Genomic DNA, 21,638 nt, shown 5'->3' with positions numbered 1-21,638 from the left:
GCGGATGAGCAACCAGACCGCAGGCAGCACCGAGAAGGCCCCGGCGGCCACCATCCCGGGGCCGGCGCCGCAGAAGGCCGGCGACGGCCGTCTGCCACGCGCAGCCCGGGCCGCGGCATGGCTCCTCGTCGGAATCGTCCTGCTGGCGCTCCCGCTGCTGCTACCACCGTTCCGGACCTATCTGGCCACAGTGGTCCTCGTCTACGTCATTGCCGTGGTCGGCCTCAACGTCGTGATGGGCTTCTCCGGGCAGATCTCCATCTCGCACGCGGCGTTCATGGGGGTCGGCGCCTACACCACAGCCGTCCTGATGGGACGGTGGGAGCTGCCGTTCCCGCTCGCCGCGCTGGCCGGCGTCCTGCTCGCGACCCTGCTCGGCTACGTGGTCGGCCTGCCGGCGCTGCGCATCGCGGGGCACTACCTGGCCCTGGCCACGCTGGCGTTCCAGCTCATCGTGCAGAGCGTCATCTTCAACTGGGAATCGGTCACCAACGGGCCACGCGGCATCGCCGTACCGCCCGCAGTGGTCGGGGTGTTCCCGCTCGCCGACCGCAACCTGTACTACCTCGTCCTCGTCGCCGCGCTGCTCAGCCTGCTCTTCGTCCGCAACGTGGTGCGTTCCCGGGTCGGGCGGGCGTGGCGGGCGATCCGGGACAAGGAGATCGCCGCGTCCGTGTTCGGCGTCGACGTGGCCCGGTACAAGACGCTCGCCTTCGGGGTGAGCGCCGCATACGCGGGCCTGGCCGGCGCGATGTTCGCCATCACCGTCGGATTCCTCGACCCGGCCGCGTTCAACCTGTGGGAGTCGGTCAAGCAGCTCACCATGGTGCTCTTCGGTGGGCTCGGCACGCTCGTCGGCCCGCCGCTCGGCGCGACGCTCCTCGTCCTCGCGCCGGAGTTCCTGACCCCGTTCCGTGAGCACTCGCTGCTCGTGTTCTACGTCGTACTCCTGCTGGTCCTGATCTTCCTGCGGGGCGGACTCGCCTCCGGGGTGAGCCGGACCGCCGCGTGGGTGCGGCGCCGCCGCTCCGGCGCGCCGCCGCCCGACGCCGCCGTCACCGCCGGCGCGGTGACCGCGGTCCGCGACCGGCCGGCGCCGCCGGCCGAGCGGCCCGCGCTCACCGGCGGTCCGGTGGGGGAGCCGATGCTGACCGCCGGCGGCGTCACCGTGCGCTTCGGCGGGCTGATCGCGCTCGAGGGTGTCGACCTGCGGGTACGTGACGGCGAGATCAAGGGGCTGATCGGCCCCAACGGCGCCGGCAAGACCACCTTGTTCAACGTCCTGACCCGGGTCTACCCCGTGCACGAGGGGTCGGTCACGTTCGCCGGCCGGGACATGCTCCGGCTGCGCCCGCACCAGGTGGTCGGCGCCGGGCTGGCCCGCACGTTCCAGAACGTGGAGATGTTCCGTTCGATGACCGCGCTGGAGAACGTGCTCGTCGGGCGGCACCACCGCGACGTCTGCGGACTGTGGCGGACCGGGCTGCGCCTGCCGTCCGCCCGGGCGGAGGAGCGGCGGGCCCGCGACGCCGCGCGGGCGGCGCTGGCGACGCTGGGCCTGGAACGCTACGCGGACACCCCGGCCGAGAGCCTGCCGCTCGGCGTGCAGCGACGACTGGAGATCGGCCTGGGGGTGGTCGCCGAGCCGCGGCTGCTCATGCTCGACGAGCCGGCGTCCGGCCTCACCGCGGGCGAGGCGGCCGCGCTGATGGACGACGTACGCCGGATCCGTGCCGCCGGGGTCACGGTGCTGCTGATCGAGCACAACATGCGGTTCGTGATGGGCCTGTCGGACTCGGTCACGGTGCTCGACCACGGCCGGGTCATCTTCGACGGCTCACCACAGCGGGCGCAGAGCGACCCCGCGGTGGTGGCCGCCTACCTGGGCGAGGTGGAGTCATGACAGCGCTGCTCGAACTCGATCGCGTGACTCTCGGCTACGGCAAGATCGTCGTCGTCCACGAGTTGTCGCTGCGCCTGGACGCGGGGCGGATCGTCTCCGTCCTCGGCCCCAACGGCGCGGGCAAGACCACCACGGTCCGCGGCGTCGCCGGTCTGCTGCCGCTGCGCGGCGGCGAGGTACGGCTGGGCGGAAAGCGGGTCAGCGGCTTCCCGCCGCACCGCATCGTCGCCGAGCGGCTGGCCTACGTACCCCAGGGGCGCGAGCTGTTCGCGGACATGTCGGTGCGGGACAACCTGCGTCTCGGCGGCTTCACCATGCGCCGTCGTGACATCCCGGCCCGGATGGAGGAGCTGTTCGAGTTCTTCCCGCGGCTGCGCGAGCGCGCCGGGCAGACCGCGGGCAGCCTGTCCGGCGGCGAGCAGCAGATGCTGGCCATCGCCCGGGCGCTGATGCCCCGGCCGACGGTGCTGATGCTCGACGAGCCGTCGGCCGGGCTGGCGCCGCGCACCATGCGGCACGTCTTCGACATCGTCGCCGACGTCGCGCGTTCGGAAGGCGCCGCGGTGCTGATCGCCGAGCAGAACGCGCACCAGGCGCTGCGCGTCACCGACCACGCCTACGTGCTGAACACCGGCGTGATCGAGGCGTCCGGCCCGCCGGCGGAACTGCTCGCCGACGACCGGATCCGGGCCGCCTACCTCGGTGACGCGGTCGAGAAAGGACCGGTCTGATGGTCGCGGTGGTGACCGGCGCGGCCGGGGCGATGGGCGGCGCCATCGCGGCGGAACTCGGCGCACGCGGGCACGCACTGGTACTGGCCGACATCTCCGGCCGCCGGCTCGCCGAGGCCGGGGACCGGTTGACCGCGCACGGCCGGGCGGCGCACCCGTACCGGTGCGACGTCACCGACCGGGCCGAGGCCGAGGCGCTGGCCACGGCGGCGCTCGCCGCCTTCGGCCGGGTCGACGTGCTGGTCAACGTGGTCGGCGGCTACCGCGGCCGGATGTACGAGGACGTGCTCGACATCCCGCTGGACCGGTTCGACGAGGCCATGCGGCTGAACCTGCGCGGCACGTTCAACCTCACCCAGCTGTTCGGCCGGCACATGCGCGAGCGCGGCCACGGCCGGATCGTCAACATCTCCTCGGTGGCCAAGGACGGGGCGTCCGGCCAGGCCGACTACGCCGCTGCCAAGGCGGGTGTCGTCGCGTTCACGCGCAGCTGCGCGCTCGAACTCGGCCCGGCGGTCACCGTCAACGCCGTCGCGCCCGGCGTCATCCGCACCTCGGTGATGGAGCGGATCCCGGCCGACGTCCAGGCGCGCTACCGCGAGCGGATCCCGCTCGCCGACTTCGGTGATCCGGTCGACGTGGCCAGGGCCGTGGCGTTCCTCGCCGGGGACGACGGCCGGTACGTCACCGGCGAGGTGATCCACGTGTCAGGAGGGTTCTTCGGATGTCTGTGACCGTACCGGGTGTCATCACCTCGGCCAGTGACGTGTACACCCTCGAGCGGATCGCCGCGTTCAAGGCGTCCGGGCAGTGGCGGGACCAGTTGATCGTCGACTTCCTCGACCGGCACCGGAGACAGCGCCCGGACCGGACCGCGGTGGTCGACGAGAACGGGCGGATCACCTGGGCCGCCCTCGCCGACCGCGTCGACCGGCTCGCCGCGGCGTTCGTGGACGCCGGGCTTCGGCCGGGTGAGTTCGTGGCCGTGCAGATGCCCAACCGGATCGAGTTCGTGGAGATCTACCTCGCGATCCAGCGGGCCGGTCTGCGCGCGCTCACCATGATGTCCATCTACCGGGAGCACGACGTCGCGTACATGCTGCGCACCACCGGCGCCCGGGCGTACATCGTGCCGGACACGCACCGCCGGTTCGACTTCGTCGCGATGGCGCAGCGGCTGCGCTCGCAGGCGCCCGACCTGCGCACCGTCATCGTGCTCGGCGAGGCCGGCGAGGGCATGGTGCCGTACGAGCGGTTCCTGGCCGAACGGGCGCCGGCCCCCGGCGCCTTCGCCCACCTGCGGCCCCACCCGGACCAGGTGTCCAAGGTGAGCTTCACCTCGGGCACCACCGGGCTGCCCAAGGGCGTCGTGCACACGCACAACACCGACCTGTCGCCGCCCACGATGATCGCCGGCGCGCTCGGCCTCGGCCCGGAGACGCCGATCTGGATGCCGAGTCCCATCGCGCACGCCACCGGCCTGCTGTTCGGCGTCTACGACTCGCTGTTGTGCGGGGCCAAACTCGTGCTGCAGGACCAGTGGGATCCGCAGCGCGCGCTGGAGATGATCAGCCGGGAGCGGGCCACCTTCACGGTGAGCGCCACCCCGTTCATCGGCGACCTCGTCGAGCAGGACAACCTCTCCTCGTACGACCTGTCGTCGTTCCGCTACTTCGTCTCCGGCGGCGCGCGGGTGGCGCCGGCGCTCGTCGAGCGGGCCCGCTCGGAGCTGGGTTGCCTGTTGCTGCGGGTCTTCGGCCAGTCCGAGGCGCCGCTGCACACGCTCAACTTCCCAGACGACCCGTGGGAGAAGGTGACCGGCCGCGACGGCCGTCCGTTCGACGGCATCGACGTCACGATCGTGGACCCGGCCGACCGCGCGACACCCGTGCCGGTGGGTGAGGTCGGCGAGTACTCCACCGCCGGGCCGCACGTGTTCCTCGGCTACTACGGCAGCCCGGAAGCCACGGCGGAGGCCCGCGACGAGTCCGGCCGCTACTACAGCGGCGACCTCTGCACCGTCGACGAGGACGGCTACGTGCTGTACGTCGACCGCATGAAGGACATCGTCAACCGCGGTGGCGTGAAGATCAGCGCGCTGGAGGTCGAGAACCTGCTCGCCGCCCATCCGCTGGTCCAGGCGGCGGCCGTCGTGGCCGTACCCGACCAGCGGCTCGGCGAGCGGGCCTGCGCCTTCGTGGTCACCCGGGGCGGCGCGGAGCTGACCCTGGCGCAGATCTCCGCGTTCCTCGACGAGATGGGGGTCACCCGGCAGAAGTGGCCGGAGCGGCTCGAGGTGATCGAGGCCCTGCCGGCCACCCCCACCGGGAAGATCCAGAAGAACGTGCTGCGGCAGCGGCTCACTGCCGATTCGGCGTCGTCCGGCCGGGCATGACCCGAGCCGGCGTCGCGCCGCGGCTGGGGGTGCCCGACGCCGTCCTGTGGCTGAGCGCGGCCGCCGGCGTCGGCACCCTGGTCGTGCCGGCCGCGCGGCCCTACACGGCGCCGCTGCTCGTCGCCGGAGTGGTGGTCGTCGCCGCGACGGCCTGGCCCACGCTGCGCCCGCCGGTACGCCGCACGGTGCTCGCCATGATGCTCGCCGGCGCCGCGCTCTGCCTGGTGGCGGGCGCCCGCTGGTCGGACGTGTCGGCCGCGTTCGCGACGATGTGCGGCGTCTTCTCGTTCGTCGCCGTGGTACGGCTGCTGGAACTGCCGATGCTGCGTCGCGGCTACCACACGGCGATCGCCGAGGTCACCCTCGTGCGGCTGCGCCGGACCCGCGCGGTCTGGTCCGCGGCCACGCTGACCTACCTGCTCTCGCTGGCGCTGTCGTTCGGCGGGGTCGCCCTGGCGTACCGGTCGGTGCGGGCGATGGACTCCGCCGCCGACGAGGCGGGCTCGGCCGGAGTCGTGTGCCGCGCGTTCATAGCGGCCAACCTGGTGACGCCGCTGTCGCCACCGCTGGCCGTGGTGCTCACGCTCACCGGCCTGACCTGGACCGGCTTCCTGCCGTACGCGCTGGCGCTGGGCCTGGTCGCCGCGATGCTGGTGCCGCTCGGGCCGGTGCCGCGGGCCCGGGCGCTGCCCGCGCCGCGACCGGAGCGAGGACGGCTTGCCGCGGGGTTCGCGGCGATGATCGGCTGTGTCGTGGTGGTGCTCGTCGTGCTGGAGATGGTTACGCCGCTCAGCCATCCGGCCGCGACGATGACGGCGGTCCTGCTCGTCGTGCCGCTCTGGGAACGCGGGACCCGCCTGCCGGCCCGCGCCGTGGCCCTGGCGCGCTCGGAGGCCGGCTCCTGGCGCGAGCAGTTCCTGCTCTTCGGCGCCGGTGGCTTCGTGGTCGCCGCGGCCGGCCGGTGGACGGCCGACGGAGCGGTCGGCCGGCTGCTCGACGCCGCCGGGCTGCCCGCGTGGGCGCTGCTGGCCGGTGGCGCGCTGGCCATCACCGTGCTGGGGCTGGCCGGGCTGTACCCGCTGACCACCCTCATCGTGGTGACGACGGTGCTCGCCCCGCTGGGCACGGGCGCGTGGCCGGCGCTGGTCGCGGCGGCAGCGCTGGTGGGCACGATGGCGGCCTTCGTGTTGTCCCCGCTCAGTGGCCTGACCCTGCTGGTGTCGGCGCTGAGTGGGCGCAGTGCCGTCCACATCGGGCTGCGCTGGAATCTCCCGTTCGGCCTGGCGCTGCTGGGCGCCGGCGGCGCCGCGATCGGCCTGTTCGCGGCAGTGACCTGAGAGGAGTCGCATGCGCACGGAGACGGAGGTCCTCGGGGACCTGTGGCGGGTCTGGGGCGCCTGGGGCGCGGATCTCGACGAGGAACGGTGGACGGCACCGACGCGCTGCGCCGGGTGGGACGTGGCCGCGCTCTACGCCCACGTCTCGCAGGGTGTCGGCGGGCTGGCGGCGCTGGTGCGGCGGCGCCGGGCCGAGGGTCCGCCGGAGCACGGCGACGCGGTGGCCCTGCTGCGCGCCCTCAAGCCGGACGAGCACGTCGCGGCGGACCTCGCTGCCCGCAACGCGGACGCGGCGGTGGCGGACGCCCGCGCGGCCGGTACCGCGGAGCTGGTGCGGCGGCTGGCCGAGGACGGCCCCGCGGCGGTGGCGCTGGCCGCGGCCGAGCCGGACCAGACGGTCGAGTACTTCCGCCGGGGCACCACGACGGTGCGGGCAGCGACCGTCGTCCGGCTCGTGGAGGCCACCGTCCACCTGCTCGACCTCGCGGCGGCGCTGGGCCGCGAACCGGACCTGCCGGACGGGGCGACCGAGCACACGGTGCGCTTCCTGACCGGCATGGCGCCGCCGCTCGCCCTCATCGAGGTGGCCACCGGCCGGCGGGCGCCGGACATCTTTCCGGTGTTCGGCTGACCGGTCAGCGCAGCGCCGGCACGACCTCGGCCGCGAGCCGGCGCAGCTGCCCGCGCGGGTCCGGCCCGGCGATGTTGAACACGACATCGGTCATGCCGGCCTCGACGTACGGAGCCAGGTACTCGCGGATGTCGTCGGCGGTGCCGTAGGCGCTGTACCGCTCGAAGCTGTCGAACGGCAGCCCGTACGCCGTGGCAAGGTGGTTGGACACGGCGTCGCGGGCCGCCTCGCGGGTGTCGGCGATGGTGGTGAAGAGATTCAGCGCGAACGCGAAGCCGGAGAGGTCGCCGCGGATCGTGCCCACGGTGTCCGTGGCCGCCTGGAAGCGGCCGGCGCTGACCCACACCGGGAACCAGCCCTCGGCGCCCCGGGCCGCGCGCTCGACGACGGCGGACGCGCGCCCGCCGAGCCACAGCGGCACAGGTTGCTGCACCGGCAGCGGCTCCATCGTGAACGCCGGCAGGTCGACGATGCGCCCCTGGTACGGCTCGCCGCTGCCGGCCAGCAGGCCCCGGACGGCGGCGGCCGTCTCCTCGAAGCGGCGGGCCCGCCGGCCGGGGTCCACGCCGAGGGCCCGGTATTCCTCGGGGTTGTCGCCGCCGATGCCCGCGCCCAGCACCAGCCGGCCGCCGGAGAGCACGTCGACTGTCGCGACGTCCTTCGCGGTCAGCGCCGGATGACGCAGGTTCAGCAGGTAGACGCCGGTGCCGAGGCGGACCCGCCGGGTCACCGCGGCGACCGCGGCGAGCGCCGGCAGGGGCGAGAGCATGCCGACGTTCCAGAGGTAGTGGTCGCCGACCCAGACATGGTCGAGGCCGAGCTCCTCCGCGTCACGGGCCATGTCGAGCACCGATGCGGGCTCGATCGGACCGCTCGCGGAGTAGGTGGGCAGGAAGCATCCGACGTTCACCATGACGACCCCCTTCAGCAAAAACAGCATACGGGATACAGTATGTCGACCGCTAGGAGCCGTCTCATCGACCGACGGAGGCCCTCATGACCCTCGTACCGTCCGCGGCCCCCGCCGAGCAGGTCCTCGAGCCGCTCGACGGACCTGAGCACGACGCGGTGAACCGCGCCCGGGAACTCGTCGCCCGGATCGACGACGAGACAGCTGCCGACCTGGCCGCCCGCACCGAGTTTCCCGCCGACCTGTGGGACTGGGTCGCGGAGCACGACCTGCACCGGGTCGGGATCGCCGAGGAGTACGGCGGTGAACCGGCCGACATCGTGGCGAAGATGCGCATCGCCGAGGTGCTGGCCGAGCGGGTCGGGGTGCTGGCCTGGGTCTGGGGCATCTCCAACTGCTTCGCCGCGCCGCTGCTGGCCGCGCTGGCCGACGAGCCCACCCGCAAGGAGCTGCTGCCCGGGCTGGCCGCCGGCCGCCGGCGCTTCGCGTTCGGGGTCACCGAGCCGGGCGGTGGATCCGACCTGTTCGGCGCGCTGGACACCACCCTGGACGACGGGCGGGTCAGCGGACGCAAGCGCTACTGCACCGCCGCGGCCTCGGCCGACCATCTCTTCCTGCTGGTCCGGGAGGCCGGGGCGCCGGCCGGCGGCACGAGCGGACTGGCATTCGCGCTCGTGCGTACGGACGCGCCCGGGCTGTCGATGTCCCGGGTGCCGACGCCCAGCTTCGCGTCCTCGTTCGGCACGTACGAGGTCGACCTCGACGGGGTGGCCGTCGACCACGCGTTCACCGGTCCGGCGGTCAAGGCGGCGCTGCGCACGGTGCTGGTGGAGGAGCGGCTGTTGATCCCGGCCATCGTGGTCGGCGCCGCGCACGGCGCGCTGCGACGCGGCCTGGCCTACGCGGCCCGGCGCACCGCGTTCGGCACCCGCGTGGACAGCTACCAGGCGCTCCAGCACCAGGTCGCCGACGCGGTCATGGACCTCGAGACGGCCCGCCACTACGCGTACGCCATGGCGCGGCGGTGGGCGGCCGGCGCGCCGGTCACGGTCGGCGCGGACGTCGCGAAGTCGCGCAGCGTCGACGCGGCGCAGCGGGTCGCCGACGTAGCGGTGCAGCTGATGGGCGGCATCGGCTTCACCCGCTGGGGTGGGGTCGAGCACGTGTGGCGGGACCTGCGCGCCTTCCGGCTCGAGCGGATCACCGAGGAACTCGTGCGCAACCGGGTGGCCCGGACACTGGGGATGGGCCGTGACTGATGGCGTCGCGCCGCTGCTCGCCCGCCTCGGGCTGCGGGTGCCGATGCGCGACGTCGATCAGGCTGGTGTCATCTACTACCCGGCCCCGCTGGCCTGGCACGAGCAGGTCTACACCGGCTGGCTGGACGCGATCGGCCATCCGCTGAGCGGCCTGCTGCGGGTCGGCGAGGCGACGGCCACGGTGAGCGCGAACGCCGACTACCTCGCGCCGGTCGGTCTCGACGACCGGGTCGACCTGGAGCTGCGGTCCGGGCCGGTGGGGCGCAGCTCGTTCACGCTGTGCTCGACCGGATTCCGCCGGCCCGACCGGCGCGAGGCGGTGCGCGTACGCACGGTGCACGTGTGGTCGCGGCTCGATGGTGGCCGGCTGCGGGCGGCCCCGATGCCGGACTGGCTGCGCGAGGCGCTGTGCGGCGGGGTGGTGGCCGATGCCGGCTGACCGCACCCTGGCCGACCGCTACCTGGGCGGACGGTGGACACCGGCCTTCGACGCGATCGCGGTCGAGGCGCCACAGGTGCTGGAGGCGTACCTGCGCCTGGCGGCCGTGCCGTGGCGCGGCCGGGAGCTGCCGGTGGCGCTCAAGGAACTGATCTGCGTGGCGCTGAGTGCGGCGCCGGGTCACCTCTATCCGGCCGGGGTGCGCATGCACGTCGCCGGCGCGCTGCGCGCCGGCGCCCCGCGCGCGCACGTCATGCACGCGGCGGCGGTGGCCGGCTCGGTCGGCATCCGGGCCGCGACGCTGGCGTTGCCGATCCTCGCCGACCTCGCCGGCCCGGCCGCGGACGGCGAGGTCGGGCTGCCGCCGGTCGACGCCGCGCTCGCCTCGGCCCACACCGAGGTGGTCGACGCGGGCGGGGCGGCGGGGCTGCCGGCCGTCGACCGGGAGCTGATCGCGGTCGCCGTCGCGGCGGCGGTCACCCTCGCCGACGCGGATGTCGTCCGCGAGCACATCCGGGCCGCCCTGGACCTGGGCGCCACACCGGGGCAGGTCGCCGAGGCCGTCGCGCTGGCGTGCGGCATCGGGCTGCACGGCTGCCTGCTCGTCGCCGACGAACTCGCGGCGGCGCCATGACCGCCGCCGGATCAGGTCAGGTCGACGCCCTTCTTCTCCAGGTAGCGGACGAGGTCGCGGCCGGCCTCGGCCACGTGGTCGCGCATCAGGCCGGCGGCCTGCTCGCCGCGACCCGCCGCGACCGCCGCGATGATCTGCGCGTGCTCGTCGTTGGCCCGGTCGATCCACTGCGGGAACTCCAGGAGCAGGTCGCGCGGAATCGTGACCGCAAGGGCCCGCAGCGCGACGATCAGCCGGCGCGACTGCGCCATCTGGTTGATCCGCCGGTGCAGGTGCCAGTTCAGATCGGCGGCCAGCTGGGCGTCCTCGGCGGCGCCGCACATCTGTGCGTGGCGCTCGGCCAGCTCGGCCAGGTGGGCCGGGTCGGCCCGCTCGGCGACCCGCCGCGTGGCGATGCCGTGCAGCTGGCCCTCGATGAGGAAGCTGTCCTCGATGTCGTGCCGGCGCAGGGGCGCCACGACGCTGTGCCCGCCGCCGTCGCCGGTCAGGAATCCTTCGTACGTCAGCTGCCGCAGGGCGTCGCGGACCGGCATCCGGCTGGTGCCGAACCGCTCGCACACCTGTGTCTGGGCCAGCTTGGTGCCGGGCGCGAGTCGCCCGAACAGGATGTCGTGCCGCAGCGCGTCGGCGATCCGCTGGCCGAGCGGCGTGCGGTCGAGCCGTTCCGACGTCAGACTCACAGGTCCTCCTCTGCGGCTGGTTTGTTCGTTTCCGCCGCTTACTGCCATTTTGCCGCACCGCGTCCGGAGTCGCGGTCATCCCGTCCCTTCCAATATCCCGTATACCGGCGCTTGAGCTGAAAGGGATCCACGCGTGTTCTTCGACATGTTGCCAACGGAGCTACGGGACCTCGCGGCGGTCGCCCGCGACGTCGCGACGGAGCGGATCGCGCCGCTCGTACCCGAACTCGAGCGCGGCCGCACGTTCTCACCGGAGCTGCGCAAGATCCTGGCCGGCGCCGGCTTCACCGGGCTCGTGGTGCCCGAGCGGTTCGGCGGCGTCGACACCGACGTCCGGGCCGAGGTCGTCGTCCTCGAGGAGATCTCCAAGGTCTACCCGAGCGCGTCCACCGTGCTGACCGCGACCTGGTTCCCGACCAAGGTGATGGTGCGGGCGGCCGACCGGCCCGACGCGCCGGCCTGGCTCCCCGGCGTGCTGCGGGACGTGGCATCCGGCGACCGGCTCGGCGCGGTCGCGGCCACCGAACCCGAAGCCGGGTCGGACCTCGGCGGCGTGGCGACCACCGCGCGGCGCGACGGCGACGAGTGGGTGATCAACGGCAGCAAGCGGTTCATCACCAACGGCGGCCACGCCGACTTCTACGTCGTCGTCGCCCGGACCGGCGGTCCCGGGCCGCGCGGCGTGTCCGCCTTCTACGTCGAGGCCGACCGGCCCGGGGTCGAGGCGGTGCGGTTCGAGGAGAAGATGGGCCTGCACGCCTCGGCGACCGCCGAGATGGTCTTCGCCGACGTCCGGGTGCCGGCCGACCACCTGCTCGGGCCGGAGAACGGTGGCTTCCCCCTGCTGATGCAGGGCTTCGACGAGGGCCGCATCGTCGTCGCCGCCCTCGCGCTCGGCATCGCCGAGGGCGCGTTCGACGCGGCCGTCCGGTACGCCGGCGAGCGGCGGCAGTTCGGGCGGCCGATCGCCGCGTTCCAGGGCATGCAGTTCCTCATCGCCGACATGGCGATCCCGTTGCACGCCGCCCGGTCGCTGGTCTACGACGCGGCGCAGGCCTACGTCGACGGCCATCCGGACGCCGCCCGGCTGGCCTCGATCGCCAAGACGTACGCGAGCGACATGGCGATGGCGGTCACGACCGACGCCGTCCAGGTGCACGGCGGCTACGGCTACGTCACCGACTTCCCGGTCGAGATGTTCATGCGCGACGCCAAGATCAACCAGATCTACGAGGGCACCAACCAGATCCAGCGGATGATCATCGCGCGTTCCTACTTCCCGGACGTCGCCCGATGACCACGCCGGCCCCCGAAGCGCGAGGCGACGTCACCGGGCGGCTGCGCGACCGCGTCGCCGTCGTCACCGGGGCCGGATCGCTCGGCGGCGGATGGGGCAACGGGAAGGCGGCCAGCGTGCTGTTCGCCCGGGCCGGCGCCCGTGTCCTCGCCGTCGACCGGCGCGCCGACGCGGCCGAGCAGACGGCCGCGATCGTACGGGCCGAAGGCGGCGAGTGCGAGCCGTTCACCGCCGACGTGTCCCGCCCCGACGGAGTCGCCGCGCTGGTGGAGGCGTGCCTGCGCCGGTACGGGCGGGTCGACGTGCTGCTCAACAACGTCGGCGTCGGCGTCGTCGCGGGTGTCGAGGACACCGAGCCGCGGCAGTGGGACCTGGTCCACCGGATCAACCTCACCTCCGCGTACCTCACCACGCGGGCCGTCGTTCCGCACATGCGCGAGCAGGGCGGCGGTTCGATCGTCAACATCTCGTCGGTCGCCTCGCTCGGCGCGACCGGCGACCGGCTGACCGCGTACGGGGTCAGCAAGGCCGGGCTCAACCACCTCACCCGCGCTGTCGCCGCCGAGCACGCGGCCACCGGTGTCCGCTGCAACGCCGTCGTGGTGGGTCTGGTGGACACGCCGACCGTGTACGCCGGCCAGCCGGACGCCGACCCGGCGGTCCTGCGCGCGCGCCGGGCCCGGCGCTGCCCGACCGGCGCCATGGGTGACGCGTGGGACGTCGCCCACGCTGCGCTGTTCCTGGCGAGCGAGGAGGCCCGGTACGTCACCGGCGCCCTGCTCGTCGTCGACGGAGGACTGTCGCTGCGCTTCGGCGCGGCGGTGTAGGCAACGAGAGGAGCACAGATGAGCGAACGCCCGTACGGCATCGTGGACGCCTGGGCGATGCCCTGCCACCCGCCGATCTCCGACCGGTGGAACTCCGATCCCAAACGGACCCACGGAATGGCGCTGTTCGGCGCATCCGGCTTCGGCGGCTGGTCGATCGACGAGCAGGTCGAGGAGATGGACCGGTGGGGCGTCGAGATGGCCGTGCTGTCCGCCATCCGCGAGGCCGACGATGTGAAGATCAGCAACGAGGAGGTCGCCGCCTGCGTCGAGAAGTACCCGACGCGGTTCCGCGGCAGCCTGGCCGTCGATCCGCGCCGGCCGATGGCCGCGCTGCGGGAGATGCAGACATGGGTACGCGACTACGGCTTCGTCAACGTGAAGGTGTGCCCGTACGCGTACGGCTACGACAACCCGCCGAACAGCAAGCTGTGGTACCCCATCTACGCCAAGGCCTGCGAGCTCGGCGTCTCCGTCACCATCCAGGTGGGGCACACCGGGCCGCTGCTGCCGTCGGAGCCCGGCCGGCCGATCTACCTCGACGAGGTGGCGCTCACGTTCCCCGAACTGACCATCGTCGGCGCGCACATCGGGTGGCCGTGGGAGGAGGAGATGGGCATGCTCGCCTGGAAGCACGACAACGTGTACGTCGACACGTCGGCCCACGCGCCCACCCGCTACCCGGACCGGTTCGTCCGGTTCCTCAAGCGCCGGGCGCCGCACAAGGTGCTGTTCGGCACCGACTACCCGGCTCTTCGCTACGACCGCGCGGTCGGCGAGGTGTCCACCCTTGATCTTCCGGCCGATGTCGAGCGGATGTTCCTGCGCGACAACGCCTGGAAGGTGTTCGGCCTGGACCGGAGCTGAGGGAGGGAACGTGCTGCATCCGTACGCCCATTGCCTGCGGCGCGCCGCGCTGCTGTTCCCGGACCGGCCGGCGGTCGCGGATCCGGCCCGGGACGTCGAGCTGACCTGGCGGGAACTGGCCGACCGGGTGGCCCGGCGTGCCGCCACGCTGGCCCGGGCCGGTGTCGGCCCCGGCGACCGCGTCCTCGTCCGGCAGGCCAACACGTACGGCTACCTGGAGGCGGTGCTGGCGGCGGCCTGGCGGGGGGCTGCGTACGTGCCGGTGCTGGGGGTGCTCTCCGCTGGGGAACGCCACTACATCGAGGAGACCGTGGAGCCGGTGGCCGTGCTCGACGCAGCCGACCCCGGCCCGCCCGGCGATCACGGCGGTGAGGCCCCGGTGGACGTGCCGCCGGGCGCTGTCTCCCAGGTCCTGTTCACGTCCGGCTCGTCCGGCCGGCCCAAGGGCGTCGTGCACAGCTTTGACAGCACGGCCGGGGCGATGGGGGCCTGGGCCGCCGTGACGAAGGCGGGGCCGGACCAGGTCGTCCTGGTCACCACGCCGATGAGCCACGCCGCCGGGCGGCTGGTGGAGTCCGCCCTGGTCGCCGGTGGACGGGTGGTGATCGCCGAGTCGCCCAAGCCCGGTCCGGTCGCCGCCGCGATCGAGCGGTACGGCGTGACCCACATGCTGCTGGTGCCGACGGTGCTCCAGGACCTCGTGGACGGCGCCGCCGGCGGCGACCTGTCGTCGTTGCGGCAGGTGGTGTACTCGTCGGCCCCGGCGTCACCGTCGCTGGTGCGGCGGGCACACGAGCGGCTCGGCCCGGTCGTGGCGTCGGTGTACGGCTCGACGGAGGCGCCGGCTCCGGTGACGGTGCTGGACACGGCCGACCACGAGCGGGCGATGGCCGGCGCCGCGCATCTGCTGACCTCGTGCGGGCGGGAACACCCGTGGGGCGTGCAGACGCGCATCGTCGACGACGACATGCGCGAGGTGCCGCCCGGCGAGGTCGGACAACTCGCCCTCTGCACGCCGTGGCTGGCGTCCGGCTACTGGCGTCAGCCGGATGCCTGGGCCGAGCGGCTCCGGGACGGCTGGTTCCTCACCGGCGACCTCGGCCGGTACGAGGACGGCTACCTCTATCTGGTCGACCGGCGCGACGACATGATCATCTCCGGCGGCTACAACGTGTTCCCGACCGAGGTCGAGCACGTGCTCGGCGAACACCCGAGCGTGCGCGAGGTGGCGGTGTTCGGCGCGCCCGACGGACGGTGGGGCGAGGCGGTGGTCGCCGCGGTGGCACTGCGGCAGCCCGCTCCCGCCGACCCGCCGGCCGCGCTGATCGCCCACTGCCGCGACCACCTGCCGCGCTACAAGGTGCCGAAGCGGATCGTGGTGCTCGACGACCTGCCCAAGTCGGGGCACGGCAAGCTCTCCCGCCGCCTGACCCGGCAGCGTGTCGTCGGCGACAGCGCGGTCGTCCATGGCGCGGAGTGAGGTGTCGCGTTCCGCAGCCGGGAGTACGGCCCGTCATCCGCCTGTCAGGGCAACGCCGTCGGGTGGCGGGTCGGTGAACAGTTCGGCGAGCCGGGCCCTGGTCCGGTCGGTGAGGATCTTGGTGGCGTCTTCTCCGAGTGGTGTCAGCGCATGCTGCCGTACCGCGGGGTGTTGTGCCGGCGCGGGGCAGATGAACACCGCGAGGATCCGCAGGGCCCGCAAGGCTTCTTCGTTGGAGATGAGGTCGAGCAACGGTACGCCGGAGAATGCCGCCACCTGGAACCCGCGCCACGCCTTGTCGACGATCAGGCCGACGACGGCTTCGGTGACGTTCGGCCGGCCGGCCTGCAACGGCGAGCGCAGGATCATGTGCTTCACCTGACCGGGGATGCTGTCGAAGCCGCGCCGGGTCGCCTCGACGACTCGGGCCATGGCGATGAAGAGGTCACACCAGCCGTGGTGGGTGAGGTCGCGCCTGACGCCCCGGGCATCTGCGGCGGCGCGATCGAGCTCCGGTGTGATCTCCCGCCATGCTCCGCGCGCCATCTCTTCGGCGAGCGCGGTCACCTGCTCGGCGGGGGACGGGTAAGCCTCGGTCTCGCCCCCGGCGTGCGGAGGTGGGGTGGTGGCGAGCCAGTCTGCGATGTCGACGCGCGCGAGGTCGGTGGCGACCTCCCTGTTGACGCGGTCCTTCTGCGCGCGCTGTGACCGATCCTGCGTCCAGGACAGCTTGTTCTCGAAGAACTCCCGTCGCCCTCGACGGCCTGCATCGTCCTGGTTGACGAGGTCGAGCCATCCCTGCACGCCGTGCTGAGAGCCGCCGCACTCGCTGCAGACGCAGCGATGTTTTTCAGCCTTCGCGCAACGAGGGTTGTGCCTGTCGGCGTCCATGTCGGGGCCACCTCGCTCATCCGGCAGGCCCGGGTCGCGGCACGGCCGGAACGTTACTCAATGCGATTTGATCGATACCTCACGTTACTTGTCGACCGACGTCAATGGAAGCTGGAACAGCGATGCGGCCTGCCGGAGAAGCGTTGGCTCGGTTCGGCTGCGCCATATCGCACCAGCCGGAAGTTCGTGGGCGGCTGCCCACCGGAGAATCAAAGCGCCTGGATGTACGGTCCTTCGTCATGAGCTATGACCTGATCTTCGTACCCCGAGGCGACGACCAGTCCTGGGAGGACGCTCTGGAGGCGGCGGCGGAGGCCGACAGCGACGAGTGTCCGCGCGCCGAGGCGTGGAACGGGATCGTGGCGGCGGCGCGGCAGGTGCTCGGTGAGGTCTCCGTGTTCGAGGGGGCCGACAACTACGAGCTGACGCACGAGCCGACCGGCGTCCAGGTCAGCTACTACGCGGACGAGGTCAGTGTCACCGTGCCGTACTGGTACCGGGGCGGTGACGCCCGGGCCGTCGTCGCGGCGGTGCACCGGCTCGGCGCGGTCGTCGAAGCGGTCACCGGTCTGTCCGGCTACGACCCTCAGGCGGAGCTGCCGTTGGCCGAGGCCGCCGCGCGGCCGGAGCTGGCCGTCGCGGCCTTCGACGAGGTCGCCGAGTCCTTCGCGAGGCGCGGGATCTCCAGTCCCAGCAACGGCTGAACGCCTGCCCGCACGCCGGCAGGTCGCAGTGGCGGGGCGCTGTCGGATCGGCTGCGGCGTGCGACGCTCGTGGCGTGCGTACCGTCTTCGTCTTCCCGGCCATGGCGCAGGCCGCCGTCGTCGCCCTGCTCGACCGGCTGTCGCCGGATCAGAGACATCCGTGGCTGGTGGACGGATGCCTGTACCCGGATCTGACCGACGAGGACGAGCACCTGTACGCGGACTGGGAGCCGGCGGCGGTGCGGGCCCTGAGCCGCGCCCGCGGTGACCGGCCGAGGTGGGCGGTGCAGGTCGACGTCTCTGGCCGGGTCGACGGGACGGTGGAGGTCCGTCGCCTGACGTTGACGCTGCTCGGTCGGGGCGGCGTCGCGATGGACGACTACTCCGACCATGTCTGGACGGCGGAGCAGATCGCTGCCGACGCGACTGTGGACGGGCTGCGCTTCTTCGACTTCACAGGCCACTACGAACGGAACCGGCTCGCCCGGTAGCCGGCCGACGGAATGTCAGAAGAGCAGCACGAGTTCCTGGGCCAGCATGTCGGTCCAGGTGCGCCGGGTGAAGTTGCAGCCGGTGTGTTCCACGAACTGCCGCAGCGTGCGTACCGGGCCGATGCCGAGCCGGTCGACCGGCGGCGTGTGCAGCATGTAGAGCACCCGCCGGCGGCTCAGCTCCTCGTAGCGGGCCCAGTCGGACTCGACGTGGTCGCTCCAGTGCCGCGGCTTGTCCTGGCGGATGTAGTAGTGCCACGCCAGCACCTCGGTGGGATGGAACAGGTCGTAGCCCCACGTGTAGGCGCGCAACGCCAGGGTGATCTCCTCACCGTGGAAGTAGATGCCCGGGTCGTACGGCACCTCGACGGCGAACGAGCCGGGCGCGAAGAGGAAACCGGCGGCCAGGAACAGCGCCGGCTTGGGTGGTACGCCGGGCGCCGCACCCTCGATGGGACGCTGACCGAAGACCGGTATGCCGAACGCCGTCCAGTCGGTGACCACGATCTCGGCCGGCACGCCGTCGCCGGTGAACTCCCGCTCGGGCTCGTAACTCGCCGGGTACGCGGTCAGGACCGGCTTCGCCGCGCCGGTCTCCCGCGCCATCCGGATCAGCCGCGTGTCCCAGTCCGGCGCGAACCGGGTGTGGCTGTCGACCTGCAACAGCCAGTCCTCACCGCGGTACCGCTGGAACGTCTGGTCGCGTGCCCAGCAGGCGCCCCGGCTGTCGCGGGCGTCGTACTCCTGGACGTCCACGCCGGGCAGGTCCCGGATGGCGGAGATGTCCTCGTCGCCGAGGTGCTGCCAGCAGACCGCGACGCGGACGTCCTGTGGGCGCGCCGCCTTCGCCAGGCAGTCCAGCACCGTCGGCACCAGTTCCCGGTCCCGGTACGACGCGATCGCCACGAAGATCGTCATGCGTCCGGCGCCGCCGGCACGAGGGCGTACGACTGGAACAGCAGGGCCAGCGCGCGGTGCTCGTCGGCGGGATCGGTGACCGGCAGCAGATCCCCGCGCGAGCGGATGTGGGCCAGCAGGTCCGGTTCCGGCGCCAGCCCGTACGCCTGCAGGTAGTAGGCGACCGACTCGGGCCACAGCCAGCGGCCGTCCGTGCGGTAGGTCATCGGCACGACCCGGCCGCGTTCGGGCCGGACCACGTCCGGTCCCCGCGCGGTGGTGGCCAGCACCGGGGTGCCCGCGTCGAGGTACGCGGCCACCCGGGCCAGTTCCGGGCCCGACAGCCGCTCCCGGTCGGGCGCGAAGCGGGCCCCGTCGTCGTCCACCTCGTCGTGGACCCGGGCGATCCGCAGTGGCTCGGCGTCCCGGTCGGCCCAGAGCAGCGCGCCGGATGCGCGGGCCGCCGCGGCGTACGGCGGAAGCTTGTCACCGGAGCGGTACACCTCGACCAGCGGCGCGGTGAGCCCGGCCCCGGCGAGCGCCCGCATCACGTTCGCCGTCGTCACCGCCTGCGGCCCGTTCGCCTCCAGCACGTACACCGGCGCGGGCGGGATCACCGAGGCCGCCCACTCCGGGGCGATCCGCCACGCGCGCCACAGCGCCACGGCGTCGGGCTGCCGCCGGACCGCCGCGACGGCGTCCCGGTCGGTGTCGTCCATCAGGCCCTCGCGGCCGGTGAGGTCCGCCAGCGGCGGCACCCGTCCACCGAAGACACGCGGATCGGGTACGGCCGAGGCGAACGTGAACGCCAGGTCGAGGTCCGCGGGCGGCTCGGGCAGGGCCACCGTGCCGGTGTCGGCGAGCCGCAGCCGTGCCTCGGCCAGCATCGCGTCGGGGACCTGCCCGCCGAGGCGCAGCAGCGCGATGTGCAGCTGCTCCTGCTCCGTCATTCCCGGCCTCCTCGCGTCCTCGTCGGCGGCGCTCGGCGCATTCGACCACGCCGGGTGCCGTGGGCGCCGGTCCGGCCGGACGGTCGTGCCCTAAGGACACCCCGACCGAAGCCGTTCGTGCATCAGCGCGGCCAGCCGGCGCGTACCAGAGCGGCGAGCGCCCGGTGCACGGCGACCGCGTCGGCCGGCGGCCCCGGCTCGGCCCGGCGCAGCCGCAGGTGCCGGCGCAGGCCCTCGTCGGCCAGCGCGCCCTCGTCGAGCACCCGGTCGGCCAGGTCGGCCGGCCAGATCCACGCGCCGTCGGTGCGCAGGCGCTCGGTCAGCGCGGGGGCGGACCGCAGGTAGGTGACGAACGGCGCGATCTCGTCGTCGTCCAGTGGGAGCCGCCCGTCTCCGTCGGCCGCCACCCGGACCTCGCCGGGTGGCCGCGGGGCCCAGATCAGCGCCGACCGGGACCGGGCCGCCCACTGGTACGCGGGCAGCGGCAGGCCGGGCCGGTAGACCTCGACCGGCACGGCGTGACCGGCGGCGCCGAGCGCCCGCTGTCCCCGGTCGGCGACGTCGGGCAGCTCGTCGTCGGGCAGTGTCGCCTCGACCAGGTAGACGCGCACGGCGCTCGCCGTGTCGCCCGGCCCGGCGGTGATCCGCCAGCAGCGCCACACCCCGGCGGTGTGCGCCGGGTCCAGCACGTCGAGCAGGGCCCGGTCGAGGTCGTCCACGTTTCCGCCCGCGGTCTCGTCCACGACGAGCGGCGCGGCGGTCGCGTACAGCGGCAGGTCGGCCGGCGGGAACGGGACGAACGGGGTGCGCGGCTCGGTGTCCACGTCCTCGTCGGCCGCCGGGTCCGGCGGCAACGGTGTCTCCGGTGGCAGCAGCGCGGCCAGCGCCGTGATCTCCGCCGCGGACTGCGGGAACGCGCCGAGCAGCCGGGCCGCGCAGGCGCCGCGGTCGCCGTCGGCGAGCAGCGCGCGCAGTGCGACGAGGTCGTCGTCCGGGATGCGGCCCGCGGCGCGCAGCAGGAGCAGGTGCAGCGTCCCGGCGCTCACGGCGCCGCCTCGCGCAGGAAGGCGGCGGACAGGCGGGCCGGCGCCGGGCCGCCCGGGTTGACCAGCGCGTCGTACGCGCCGGCCGCGGTGGCCAGTTCCGTCAGGTCGAGCAGCCACCAGCCGGGCGCCGGCACCCGCTCCCGGTGCGCCGCGCTCGTGGTGACCACTATGCAGCTCCCGTCCTCGGGATCGGGCACGACGAGTGGCCGCCCGTCGCCGTTCGTCGCCAGGTGGAACGTGGCGTCCCGCAGGACCGCGAGCAGGTCCGCCGGCTCGGCCTCGCCCGCCGCGGTCAGGCGCAGCAGGGCGTCGGCCGGGTCGGTGGGGGAGTCCGGGAAGCGGGGACGGTACTCCGGGTTGCTCCGGAACCGGCCGACCTCGCCGTCCGGGCCGACCGGCCACATCCCGACGACCGCCTCGAACGGCGGCTCGTCGTCCTCGCCGTCGGTCCACTCCGGATCGAGCAGCAGAAGGAACTCGGCGTCGCTCACCCGGCGGCCTCCTCGTCGGCGGGCAGCAGGGCGTGCCAGACGATCGCGGCGGCCAGCCGTACCGGCTCGGGACCGTCCGGGTCGACGAGCAGGTCGATGCCGTCGGGCAGCAGTTCGGCGAGCTCGGCCAGCTCGACCGGGCGCCACAGCGGGGCGAACGTGTCCGCGCGCGTGGCCGCCGAGGTGGCCACCACCACGCAGGGCATGTCGTCGAAGGAGCGCACGACCAGCGGCCGGCCGTCGCCGTTCATCGCGAGGTCGAGCCGGGCGTCGCGCAGCGCCGACCCGATCCGCTCCACCGGTTCGTCGCCGCGCATCATCCGGTGCAGCAGATCAGCCAGCGGTGGTCCGGGCGGGGAAGGCCGGTCCGTCATGGTTCCTCCAGGTGGCGGGCGGTCCGCCGCGACAGTCGTGCCGGTCGCGGCGGACCGTCCGGGCTCAGGCGAACGGGTCCGGCGCGGCCGGAACCGGCACCGGGGGCAGCCCCTCGCGTGCGGCGTACTCGTTGAGCCAGCGCTCCAGCGGCGGGCCGGACGGGGCCACCCAGGGCTCGGCGCCGTTCTTCGGCACCACGAGCGGGCCCACCGCGAGCGTGTCCATGATGCTGCCGGTCTCGGTGGCCCGGACCGTGTTGAACGGGTACACCCAGCACCAGGCGTACTCGGCCGGGGCGTCCGGGGCGAGCAGCGTCAGCGGCTGCGCCGGGTTCTCCAGCCGGCGCAGCGCGTCCTGCGCCCGGGTGCGGGCGTCGTCGGCGTCCATCAGATTGTCCTTGTCT

At 73.5% G+C, this 21,638-nt stretch carries 24 protein-coding genes; 15 read left to right on the top strand and 9 right to left on the bottom strand.

Going from position 1 to position 21,638, the window contains the following annotated elements; translation table 11 throughout:
• Nucleotides 1–4: 4 nt before the first annotated feature.
• From BAW75_RS12680 to BAW75_RS12655, 6 genes are read left to right on the top strand one after another with little or no spacing between them, the layout of a single operon-like run.
• Entirely contained in the window at nucleotides 5–1,903 is a 1,899-nt protein-coding gene (locus BAW75_RS12680) for a branched-chain amino acid ABC transporter ATP-binding protein/permease (RefSeq protein ID WP_104113710.1), read from the top strand.
• Complete coding sequence (locus BAW75_RS12675) at nucleotides 1,900–2,634, top strand: ABC transporter ATP-binding protein (RefSeq protein WP_104113709.1); 735 nt, start codon at nucleotides 1,900–1,902, stop codon at nucleotides 2,632–2,634. The genes BAW75_RS12680 and BAW75_RS12675 overlap by 4 nt, the downstream gene beginning before the upstream one ends.
• Nucleotides 2,634–3,368: an SDR family NAD(P)-dependent oxidoreductase gene (locus BAW75_RS12670; RefSeq protein WP_104113708.1), complete on the top strand. Its 735-nt coding sequence runs from the start codon at nucleotides 2,634–2,636 to the stop codon at nucleotides 3,366–3,368. Before BAW75_RS12675 ends, BAW75_RS12670 begins: the two co-directional genes overlap by 1 nt.
• Complete coding sequence (locus tag BAW75_RS12665; RefSeq protein ID WP_104113707.1) at nucleotides 3,359–5,029, top strand: AMP-binding protein; 1,671 nt, start codon at nucleotides 3,359–3,361, stop codon at nucleotides 5,027–5,029. The genes BAW75_RS12670 and BAW75_RS12665 overlap by 10 nt, the downstream gene beginning before the upstream one ends.
• Entirely contained in the window at nucleotides 5,026–6,366 is a 1,341-nt protein-coding gene (locus tag BAW75_RS12660) for a hypothetical protein (protein WP_043324792.1), read from the top strand. The genes BAW75_RS12665 and BAW75_RS12660 overlap by 4 nt, the downstream gene beginning before the upstream one ends.
• A 10-nt stretch (nucleotides 6,367–6,376) precedes the next feature.
• The gene (locus tag BAW75_RS12655) at nucleotides 6,377–6,997 is read left to right on the top strand and encodes a maleylpyruvate isomerase family mycothiol-dependent enzyme (RefSeq protein WP_043324791.1); all 621 of its coding nucleotides are present in this window, start codon (nucleotides 6,377–6,379) and stop codon (nucleotides 6,995–6,997) included.
• A 4-nt stretch (nucleotides 6,998–7,001) separates the two neighbouring features.
• On the opposite strand, the gene BAW75_RS12650 is transcribed toward BAW75_RS12655, so the two are convergent.
• Nucleotides 7,002–7,937, bottom strand: a complete 936-nt coding sequence (locus tag BAW75_RS12650; RefSeq protein WP_051611005.1) for an LLM class flavin-dependent oxidoreductase — start codon at nucleotides 7,935–7,937, stop codon at nucleotides 7,002–7,004.
• A 56-nt stretch (nucleotides 7,938–7,993) separates the two neighbouring features.
• Here BAW75_RS12650 and BAW75_RS12645 point away from each other — a divergent pair, with 56 nt between their 5' ends.
• Genes BAW75_RS12645 through BAW75_RS12635 form a run of 3 tightly spaced genes read left to right on the top strand, consistent with a single transcriptional unit; the run spans nucleotide 7,994 to nucleotide 10,239 of the window.
• Nucleotides 7,994–9,166, top strand: a complete 1,173-nt coding sequence (locus BAW75_RS12645) for an acyl-CoA dehydrogenase family protein (protein WP_104113706.1) — start codon at nucleotides 7,994–7,996, stop codon at nucleotides 9,164–9,166.
• Nucleotides 9,159–9,605, top strand: a complete 447-nt coding sequence (locus tag BAW75_RS12640) for an acyl-CoA thioesterase (protein WP_104113705.1) — start codon at nucleotides 9,159–9,161, stop codon at nucleotides 9,603–9,605. The genes BAW75_RS12645 and BAW75_RS12640 overlap by 8 nt, the downstream gene beginning before the upstream one ends.
• Nucleotides 9,595–10,239, top strand: a complete 645-nt coding sequence (locus BAW75_RS12635) for a carboxymuconolactone decarboxylase family protein (protein WP_167435561.1) — start codon at nucleotides 9,595–9,597, stop codon at nucleotides 10,237–10,239. The genes BAW75_RS12640 and BAW75_RS12635 overlap by 11 nt, the downstream gene beginning before the upstream one ends.
• An 11-nt stretch (nucleotides 10,240–10,250) precedes the next feature.
• Here BAW75_RS12635 and BAW75_RS12630 read toward each other — a convergent pair whose 3' ends face one another.
• The gene (locus BAW75_RS12630; RefSeq protein WP_051611001.1) at nucleotides 10,251–10,919 is read right to left on the bottom strand and encodes a GntR family transcriptional regulator; all 669 of its coding nucleotides are present in this window, start codon (nucleotides 10,917–10,919) and stop codon (nucleotides 10,251–10,253) included.
• 133 nt (nucleotides 10,920–11,052) lie between these two features.
• On the opposite strand from BAW75_RS12630, the gene BAW75_RS12625 reads away from it, so the two are divergent.
• The 4 genes from BAW75_RS12625 to BAW75_RS12610 are packed head-to-tail and all read left to right on the top strand — an operon-like array spanning nucleotide 11,053 to nucleotide 15,390.
• Nucleotides 11,053–12,216 carry an acyl-CoA dehydrogenase family protein gene (locus BAW75_RS12625; RefSeq protein WP_208635239.1) on the top strand — a complete coding sequence of 388 codons (1,164 nt, stop codon included), beginning with the start codon at nucleotides 11,053–11,055 and terminating at the stop codon, nucleotides 12,214–12,216.
• Nucleotides 12,213–13,043 carry an SDR family NAD(P)-dependent oxidoreductase gene (locus BAW75_RS12620; RefSeq protein WP_051610999.1) on the top strand — a complete coding sequence of 277 codons (831 nt, stop codon included), beginning with the start codon at nucleotides 12,213–12,215 and terminating at the stop codon, nucleotides 13,041–13,043. The genes BAW75_RS12625 and BAW75_RS12620 overlap by 4 nt, the downstream gene beginning before the upstream one ends.
• An 18-nt stretch (nucleotides 13,044–13,061) precedes the next feature.
• Nucleotides 13,062–13,910 (top strand): amidohydrolase family protein, encoded by an 849-nt coding sequence (locus tag BAW75_RS12615; RefSeq protein WP_043324788.1) that lies wholly within the window; start codon nucleotides 13,062–13,064, stop codon nucleotides 13,908–13,910.
• Nucleotides 13,911–13,920: 10 nt separating this feature from the next.
• On the top strand, nucleotides 13,921–15,390 hold the full coding sequence (locus BAW75_RS12610; RefSeq protein ID WP_167435560.1) for a class I adenylate-forming enzyme family protein: 1,470 nt from the start codon (nucleotides 13,921–13,923) through the stop codon (nucleotides 15,388–15,390).
• Nucleotides 15,391–15,423: 33 nt separating this feature from the next.
• Here the strand turns inward: BAW75_RS12610 and BAW75_RS12605 are convergent, their stop codons facing one another.
• The gene (locus tag BAW75_RS12605; RefSeq protein WP_104113701.1) at nucleotides 15,424–16,281 is read right to left on the bottom strand and encodes a hypothetical protein; all 858 of its coding nucleotides are present in this window, start codon (nucleotides 16,279–16,281) and stop codon (nucleotides 15,424–15,426) included.
• 239 nt (nucleotides 16,282–16,520) lie between these two features.
• On the opposite strand from BAW75_RS12605, the gene BAW75_RS12600 reads away from it, so the two are divergent.
• Both BAW75_RS12600 and BAW75_RS12595 read left to right on the top strand, forming a co-directional pair.
• Nucleotides 16,521–16,985: a hypothetical protein gene (locus BAW75_RS12600; RefSeq protein WP_104113700.1), complete on the top strand. Its 465-nt coding sequence runs from the start codon at nucleotides 16,521–16,523 to the stop codon at nucleotides 16,983–16,985.
• A gap of 74 nt (nucleotides 16,986–17,059) precedes the next feature.
• Entirely contained in the window at nucleotides 17,060–17,476 is a 417-nt protein-coding gene (locus BAW75_RS12595; RefSeq protein WP_104113699.1) for a hypothetical protein, read from the top strand.
• Nucleotides 17,477–17,491: 15 nt separating this feature from the next.
• On the opposite strand, the gene BAW75_RS12590 is transcribed toward BAW75_RS12595, so the two are convergent.
• The 6 genes from BAW75_RS12590 to BAW75_RS12565 form a co-directional block, all read right to left on the bottom strand.
• Nucleotides 17,492–18,394: a GlcNAc-transferase family protein gene (locus BAW75_RS12590; RefSeq protein ID WP_064446318.1), complete on the bottom strand. Its 903-nt coding sequence runs from the start codon at nucleotides 18,392–18,394 to the stop codon at nucleotides 17,492–17,494.
• Complete coding sequence (locus BAW75_RS12585; RefSeq protein WP_104113698.1) at nucleotides 18,391–19,323, bottom strand: hypothetical protein; 933 nt, start codon at nucleotides 19,321–19,323, stop codon at nucleotides 18,391–18,393. Before BAW75_RS12585 ends, BAW75_RS12590 begins: the two co-directional genes overlap by 4 nt.
• Nucleotides 19,324–19,445: 122 nt before the next feature.
• Nucleotides 19,446–20,369 carry a hypothetical protein gene (locus tag BAW75_RS12580; RefSeq protein ID WP_104113697.1) on the bottom strand — a complete coding sequence of 308 codons (924 nt, stop codon included), beginning with the start codon at nucleotides 20,367–20,369 and terminating at the stop codon, nucleotides 19,446–19,448.
• Nucleotides 20,366–20,860 (bottom strand): type VII secretion system-associated protein, encoded by a 495-nt coding sequence (locus BAW75_RS12575; RefSeq protein WP_104113696.1) that lies wholly within the window; start codon nucleotides 20,858–20,860, stop codon nucleotides 20,366–20,368. Before BAW75_RS12575 ends, BAW75_RS12580 begins: the two co-directional genes overlap by 4 nt.
• Nucleotides 20,857–21,234 (bottom strand): hypothetical protein, encoded by a 378-nt coding sequence (locus tag BAW75_RS12570; protein ID WP_064446315.1) that lies wholly within the window; start codon nucleotides 21,232–21,234, stop codon nucleotides 20,857–20,859. Before BAW75_RS12570 ends, BAW75_RS12575 begins: the two co-directional genes overlap by 4 nt.
• A 64-nt stretch (nucleotides 21,235–21,298) precedes the next feature.
• A complete protein-coding gene (locus tag BAW75_RS12565) occupies nucleotides 21,299–21,622 on the bottom strand; it encodes a YrhB family protein (protein ID WP_064446314.1) in 324 nt (107 codons plus the stop codon).
• Nucleotides 21,623–21,638: the final 16 nt, after the last annotated feature.

Source organism: Micromonospora chalcea (assembly GCF_002926165.1).
GTDB lineage: Bacteria > Actinomycetota > Actinomycetes > Mycobacteriales > Micromonosporaceae > Micromonospora > Micromonospora chalcea.
The sequence above is the reverse complement of the archived record's forward strand: the minus strand, read 5'-3'. Positions and strand labels throughout refer to the sequence as shown.